This window comes from Streptomyces gelaticus, assembly GCF_014649535.1.
GTDB lineage: Bacteria > Actinomycetota > Actinomycetes > Streptomycetales > Streptomycetaceae > Streptomyces > Streptomyces gelaticus.
Window position 1 is genome coordinate 1 of record NZ_BMTF01000056.1, and the last position, 6,808, is coordinate 6,808.

At 68.7% G+C, this 6,808-nt stretch carries 5 protein-coding genes; all 5 read right to left on the bottom strand.

Annotated features, from left to right (window positions below; genetic code table 11):
• Positions 1-1,619: NB-ARC domain-containing protein (locus IE107_RS34090; RefSeq protein WP_268246644.1), on the bottom strand; the 1,619-nt coding region annotated here is incomplete at its 3' end.
• Positions 1,620-1,681: 62 nt separating this feature from the next.
• Complete coding sequence (locus IE107_RS34095; RefSeq protein WP_189548219.1) at positions 1,682-2,110, bottom strand: hypothetical protein; 429 nt, start codon at positions 2,108-2,110, stop codon at positions 1,682-1,684.
• 222 nt (positions 2,111-2,332) lie between these two features.
• The gene (locus IE107_RS34100; protein WP_189548220.1) at positions 2,333-2,437 is read right to left on the bottom strand and encodes a helicase associated domain-containing protein; all 105 of its coding nucleotides are present in this window, start codon (positions 2,435-2,437) and stop codon (positions 2,333-2,335) included.
• A 291-nt stretch (positions 2,438-2,728) separates the two neighbouring features.
• The gene (locus tag IE107_RS34105) at positions 2,729-3,763 is read right to left on the bottom strand and encodes a GOLPH3/VPS74 family protein (protein ID WP_308434282.1); all 1,035 of its coding nucleotides are present in this window, start codon (positions 3,761-3,763) and stop codon (positions 2,729-2,731) included.
• The gene (locus IE107_RS34110; protein ID WP_189548222.1) at positions 3,679-6,264 is read right to left on the bottom strand and encodes a DEAD/DEAH box helicase; all 2,586 of its coding nucleotides are present in this window, start codon (positions 6,262-6,264) and stop codon (positions 3,679-3,681) included. The genes IE107_RS34105 and IE107_RS34110 overlap by 85 nt, the downstream gene beginning before the upstream one ends.
• Between the last annotated feature and the right edge of the window lie 544 nt (positions 6,265-6,808).

The following is a 6,808-nucleotide window of genomic DNA, read 5'->3' on the forward strand; positions in this document are numbered from 1 at the left end:
GAGGTGGCGAGGTTGGTGCGGGTGGTCAGGGTGTGGGGGTGTTCGCTACCGAGCAGCCGCCCGCAGTCGAAGACCAAGTGCTCCCAGTACGACGAGGCGGCGCTGTGCAGGTGTGCGTTGAGGAGGCTTACCCCCGCGCGGAAAAGCACAAGGTGGGTGTCAGACGCCCATAGCGAGTCACCGGCATGGGTGGTGAGGGAGTGCGTGTTGGTGGGTAGCGCGCCGGCCAGTTCGCGTTGTGTGTGGTCGGGGGCTGGCCATATCTCGACGAGGGCGTCGGCAGCGGTGACGGCGGTCGTCGGCTGCTGGTCCTGAGGGATGGTCTCGCGTACGGCCCGGGCGGTGAGCGCGTGGATACGTACCGCGCGGAGGTTGTCGGCGGAGTCGTACGTGATCAGTCCGTACCGGTCGAGGAGCCGCAGTGCTGCGCCTGCCTCGTCACCCGTAACAGTCCGCACCACGCTTCTGCGCCAGCGGCGCGGGGCGAGGGTCCGTCGGGCAGGGGTGGCGGGCTGCTGCTGGGTGAGGTAGGTGAGGAAGGCGGTGGTGGTCCACAGCGCGGCGGGCTGTCCGGCGGGATCGAGGAGGGCGGCGATGCGGAGGGCGGTGCGGGCCAGGGGCCCGTGGGGGTCCTGGTCGGTTGCGTCGAGGGCGAGGAGCAGGGTGGTGGTGACCTGCCGGCCGTAGCGTTCGGCGTCCGCCCAGTGAGGCAGGAGCTCGTCCAGGCGGGTCGCGCGGTTGGTGAACCGTTCCAGGTAGGTGCTGCAGGAGACGTTCTCACGGAGCATGTAGGCGGCTGCGTGCCCCAGTGCCAGCGGCAGGTAGCCGAGTGCCTCGGCAAGGTCCGGGGCCTGGTGGTCGGCCAGGTGGGCTTTGCGGTCGTGGGCGAGGCGGGCGGTGAGGTAGCCGAGCGCCTCGGCCGGGGTGTAGATGTCGACGTCGATGCGGGCCCGGCCGCCGCCGGTCAGGCGTGGGTCCTTCAGACGCGTGGTGGCAAGGGCCCAGCCGCTGCCGCGCTGACTGTCCGGCCACCAGGGCTCGATCGCATCCGGGTCGGTGACATCGTCCAGGACGACCAGCCACTGGCGGTCGGTGGCCGCCAGCCAGCCGACGAAGGACCGAGCGTCCGCTTCCAGATCCGTGCCGGTACGGCCAGGCGCCTGCACCAGCAGAGCGGCCTGCGCGTAGGCGGTCAGAACCTGCTGGATGTCGTTCGCTGACACCCACACCACCAGATCCACGCCGTCTTCGACCGCTTCACGGGCGTAAGCGGCGGCCAGCTGCGACTTACCCACCCCGCCGCCGCCCGACATCACCTGCACCGACGTACCCGTACCGAACCGCGACCGCTCACCGCGCCCGGCATCGCTCGCCAGCACGACGCTCCGCCCGTCCCCACGGGCCTCGTCCACTGCCTGACGCAATTGCTCGCGTGGCTGGAACGCGGACGCCAGCACCGGCATTGTCCCCACCACCAAAGGCCACTGCACCGGCACTTCGTCCCGCGCCACGTACTGCTTCTCGACATACGTGACCCGGCTGTTGTCACCCAGCGCGGAACCGGTGATCGCCCCGCCGGCCGCAACCGAACCCGCCCCGGCGGATACCCGGCGCGCCATCCCTGAGATAGCCGCACTGTCTCCAGAATCACCGGACTTGCGACGAGCCCGAGGGAACAGGCTCACCGCTCGCTACCCTCGCCAAGGGCACTGTCGGTGATGTCGCCACCAGCCGCCACCCCGTCCCGCCCGGCCCGCACATCATCTCCGTCCCGCCGAGAGGAGACTCTCCTCGGCGGGGTGCGGGGACCGGTCACCTTCGAGTCCTTTCCCAGCGCCGAGCCCGTGATGTCACCACCCGCCACCACCGCACCACGCCCGCCACGCACACGACGCCCACCCCCGGAACCCCCGCCACGGAACAGGGAGACCACCGACACCAGCAACCCCACCAGCGCCACCACCGACCCCACCACGCCCGCAGCCTGACCAGCCGTGTCCAGATCAGCCAGGACCACGACCAACACCAGCCCCACCGTTCCCAGGAACGCCACCACCCCCGTCACCCGTACCCACACCCGCGCCACCCCCGCCGAAGCCACAAAGCTCACCGACCTTCCCGCAACAGACCACATGGACACAGCAGTTCAAACTTCAAAAGCCGAGAAATCAACGCGCCGTCAGCTCTACTGAGACCGTAACGGCCCCGCACGGTGCAGGGCACCATAACGACGACGCGCAGAAGCCTGGACAGGCATCACACCCACCCCGCCTTCCGCCACACGACCACGACGAACCAGCCACCCGGACCGCTGCCCCGCCGCGCCCGGGCTCTACCAGCTCATCCCGAGGGCATCGAGTTCGGCCCGCCGTCCCGCATTGAGCTTCCCGGCGCGTTTGCGTACGTTGTCGAGCCATGTGCCGAGCTTGACCACCACGACCCCGTCAGCACCTGCCTGACGGCCCGACGGACCGCCTCCAGCCTCCAGTTCCCGTGGTCCTCGGGCGCGTCGATGTGGATCAGACGCAGCTCCGCACCGTCCTCGTGCAGCTTCGTCCACCGAGGCTCGTGCCCGGTGGCCACCAGCCGGTCACCGGCTCGGGACGGATATCGCGGCGCCCCGGTCAGCGCCCGATGCCCGCAGTCGTGGAGCCGGGCCGCCGCTGCCCGCTGTACGACGCTTCCCCCAGGCCCCTCACGTCCGCACGCCTTCGCTTGTTGGTGTTTATCAGTCGCCGTGGCTGCCGTTTCCGTGCCCGCTGCTGTGGTGGCCGGTGCCGGCAGTGCCTCCCTCGGACCAACTGCCCGGGTCAAGACCGTGGGCGAGGCTGTGGCCGCCGGTGGTGAAGTCGGCGTAGAGGTCGCTCAGCTCGCCGAAAAGTTGGCGGGTGAGAGCGTCGGCACCGGTGGTCAGCGCTGCTGCGAGTTCCGCGTCGGCGTCCAGGGACGTTCTGGCGCTGGCGGGCATGAAAAGGGCGGGGGCGGAGAGGGCTGCCAAACGGCGGCGACCGGTGATGCCCCGCAAGCCTGGATAGGCGGCACGGGCCAGGCCCGCAGCCTGGACGAGCATGGCAAGAGATGTGTTGTGGGCGGCCTCCGGCATTGCGGAGCCGGAGCGGACCACGCTGTCGAGACGGGCCAGCAGCGCCCGGCGGCGCGGCAGGTCGACAAAGAGAATGTCGTGGCGGGCACGGCCACCGGGGTCGCGCCACCTGCGGACACGGACCACCTTCTGGTCCTCGAGCCGGGAAAGGTACTCGATGGTCAAGGAGCGCGGTGTCCGGCGCAGCCAGTCCTTGAGGCTGGGCGGGGGAGCCGCCGCGCTCAGGCTGCGCAGGACATTGCTCAGGCGGCGGTCTTCGACGTGCTGGGAGCCTGTCACCTCGATCTGCCGGGGGCCGACTGTGATCCGTCCGGCCAGGCCCAGATCTACCAACTCTGAAGCCCGCAGGGCGAACCGGAGCCGGTCCCCGCCCCGTATCCGTATACGTCGCCTGCCCGGAACTATCGCGAGCAGGAGCAAATCATCCCCCAGAGCCATACATGCAAGGTAGGTGCAGAGGGCAAACCTCCGCAGCCCCTCGCGCCAGCCTTTCGTTGCCGGGATCGCCATTCGGGCCCACGTGTACAGGGAACGGCCGCACCGCGTGCCATGACCGCCGCTCCTACCGCCCGCCTCTACCAGCGCATGCCGAGGCGGTCGAGGTCCGCACGGCGCTGTTCGGTGAGCTTGCCGGCCCTTTTGCGTACGTTGTCGAGCCATGTGCCGAGCTTGACCACCACGCCCCCTTCAGCGCCGCCCTGACGACCTCCTGGGCCCTCTTCCGTTCCCACTTGCTCGACGTGCTTACGGGGTACCCTCAGGTGTCCTTCCCGGGCGTGAAACTGCTGTGCGGCGCGGAGGTTGATCGCCCACATGTCGTCCTGCGTCCGCCGCACCGGCCGTTCTGCCTCTTCGGCGGGTTCGATTCCGAGGACGTTCTCCAGGAGCCATTGCTGCGCGGGCAGGAGCTGTTCCCACCCGTGCCGCTGCGCGGCCACCCACCTCCCGAGGTCTTCGCCCTGCACGATCACTTTGCCGACCGCCGCCGGCAAGGCCCCGCCGTCCTGGAGCAGGTTCTGGACGAGCCGGAAGCACCGCTGCCACCCGGTGTCCCATACCGGGCACCATCCCGGGTCGATCTCCTCCAACGCCTCACGCCGCGCCTCGGTCAAGGCACCCGCACTGGAAGGGACGGGGAGGCCGTCTTCCCGCCGCTGCGCGTTCTGATCCGCTGCCCGGGCGGCGAATCTCTGGTTCTTGGTCCAGGTTCCGACCGGGTATCCGTCCCATACCGCGGTCGCGGGCGGCAGCAAATGTCCGTGCACGGCCGCCCAGGCGCGGGCGGCCGTGAGGCCTTCCTCGAATGCGACGTCCTGGTGCGACCAGACCATGCCCAGCCCGTCGAGCTGTTCCACCCGCCCCGAATCGAGACGCCCTGCCTTGTGGGATTTGCGCTGGTCGGCGAGCCAGGTCCCCAGCGGGAACCCGGCCGGAACCCAGTCATCGGGGGTGACGTAGTCGTACGGCACCCGCAACTGATCCGTCCCGGTCTCCTTCACGTACCGCACGCATGCCTGGATACCGCGCCTCCAGAACGTGTTCTCCGGCTCGATCACCCGCAGCTTTACGAACCGCGCCAACAGCGCCGGATCCCGGGGCGTGCTGAACTTCAGCAGCTCCCGCGCGGGCGCACTCGGTACCCGCTCACCCTCCGACACCTCCCGCTCAGCTACCGCCTCGATCTCATCGGCTCCCTCCGGGAGCCAACTACCGCTCCGGATACGGGGATCCGCGAGGTGTTCGATGGTTTCGGTGTCGTGCGCCCGCAGCGCTGAGAGGACCTTCGCGAGGGTTCCGTAGGCGTCCGAGGTCAGCATTTCGCCCGGTGTTTCACCCGGAGCAAGGAATACCGGAACAATCAGAGAAGCAATCTTCCCTTCCCCCGGCTTGATCCTCAGGGCACGCCCGACCATTTGCACGATATCGATCATCGACCCCCTCGCATCACAGAACGCGACGGAATCACAATTCGCCGTATCGACACCCTCACCCAGCACCTTCACCGAGCTCAACACCCGCAACGCCGCCGGCACCAACCCCTTCCCCGACCGCAGCCCGCCCCTGCTGCGCCCCCCGGCACCACCCTCGACCAGCTGCGCCTGGTCCTCGATGACGTCGGAGGCGAACTCCTCCAGCACGGCACGCCGGTGGGCGGGTGGGTGTTCGCCGTACAGCCAGTTGGCCCATACCCGTCCCGGCTCCGGGTAGCGTTGCGGATCGTCTTCCCAGAGCTTCCGGGCTGCGTCGACGACTCCTGTGGCCATGGCTTCGGCTTCATTGACCCGGCTGTGGAACGTCAGGACCTTGCGCAGGCTCTCCTCGGCGGCCGCGGTCACGAGCCCGGTCTGCAACGCCGCGAGCCGTGCTCCGCGTGCGGCGTCCGACCCGTACCCGACCTCCTGACGCAGCTGATGGAACTCGGGGTCGCTGATGTCGATGCACACCACCTGATACGGCGCCACCAGCCCCCGGCTCACCGCTTCGGAGAGCGTCAGTTTGTACGCCACCGGCCCGAACACCCGCGACCCCGGATCCATGCTCGCGATCAGCCGCGGCTCCCTGCCCTCACCACCCTGAGCGTGCTCGGGTGCTTCCCAAATCCGGGCCGTGGCAGTCATGTACAACCGCCGGGTCGCCGGCATCTTCGCCTGGTCGTGCACCGCAGCCCACGGCTTCCCGGCGTACCCACTGGTGCGGTGCGCCTCGTCGAGGACCATCAGGTCAAACGCACCAAGACCGACAGCATGGGCACGCTGGAGGGTGCCGAGGCCGACGGCGGCGTACGTGGCGAACACCGTCACCCGCTCCAGCCCCTTTACCCAGGAGACGAGTTCGCCAGGGTCGGTCGTGCACGGCACACCGTCGGAGTCGGCGGTCCGGAGCGAGCAGACCCCGATCATTGCCCCTGCACGGCCTCCTTCCCGCCACGCGGCCGCGGTCTGGGTCAGCAGATCCAGTGTCGGAACCAGGACCAGGACACGCCGCGCGCCGAGGCTCTCGGCGGCCGCGACGGCGATCAGAGTCTTCCCGGAGCCGGTCGCGGCGATGACCTGGGTCCGCAGCCCCTCGGCCGGCAGATGCCCGCTCGCAGGCGTCTGCAAGACCCTCAGAACCGCGTCGACCGCCTCCACCTGATGCGGAAACAACTCCTTCAGCGTCACCAAAATTTCCTCTCCTCGACCGCTTCAGATATATTTCCAAGCCAGAAAAGACCCGGATCCCTGTGCAGTAGCATGCATTTTTCAGCGACAACCAAGACACAGAAGAACGCCCCCAAGGACAGCAGCAGGGCATCGGCTCACACTCCTTAACCTAGCTGGGTATCAAGAGTGACGCACACCGACTGCAGAAGCGTTGCTGAACCGCCAGTCTGCAATCTGCACAGGGCCGCTCCTGGCAACCCTTGAACCCGCCTGACAGGGACTCAAGAAACCAGACCCGGAGTAGGAAGCCCCGGTCTTCACGACCCGTCACCACACTCCCCAGCAAGGCCACCCCAACACCTAGCCAGCCCAAGGGCCGTGCGGAGCACGGCCCGCCGCCCGGATCGCGGAGCGATCCGGGCCGCAGTCAACGAAGTTGACTGCCCCGGGCCACGGAGTGGACCGGCAACCCCGGACGAAGTCCGGGAACAACGCACGGAGTGCGTTGTCGTCTTCCGCCGCGTAGCGGCGGCGCGTCGTGTTCGCGGAGCGAACCGCGCGC

Excerpts from the sequence above, each read along its gene's own strand:
- IE107_RS34105 (WP_308434282.1), bottom strand. The coding sequence starts at position 3,763 with ATGGCTCGACAACGTACGCAAAAGGGCCGGCAAGCTCACCGAACAGCG.